The organism is Patiriisocius sp. 208BN25-11 (genome assembly GCF_058147145.1).
The window spans coordinates 1-230 of the sequence record NZ_JBYVJY010000179.1; the positions used below are offsets into that span (position 1 = coordinate 1).

The 230-nt window shown below is 43.5% G+C and carries 1 pseudogene; it reads right to left on the reverse strand.

The annotated features are described in order from the left end of the window. Positions 1-230: pseudogene (locus ACY2RS_RS16035) on the reverse strand (TonB-dependent receptor); the annotation flags it as partial.

Here is a 230-nt window from a genome sequence, read left to right on the forward strand (position 1 = left end):
CATACAGAAATACCTGCTTGACGGGCAGTGTTTCCTATTTGAAATTCATAAAGCGCCGAAGCATCCACACGAAGCCATGCTGCCAATTGGTCTGAATTTGCCGGATTGTAATTAAGTTCTCCATTAACAATTTCTTGCCCCGTTACAGGTCTGGTTGTTGGCTTCCTAGTATGCCAACTGAGCCCCGTAGAAAATTTCAATCCTTGATAGCGATAGGTAAAACCTAGTGT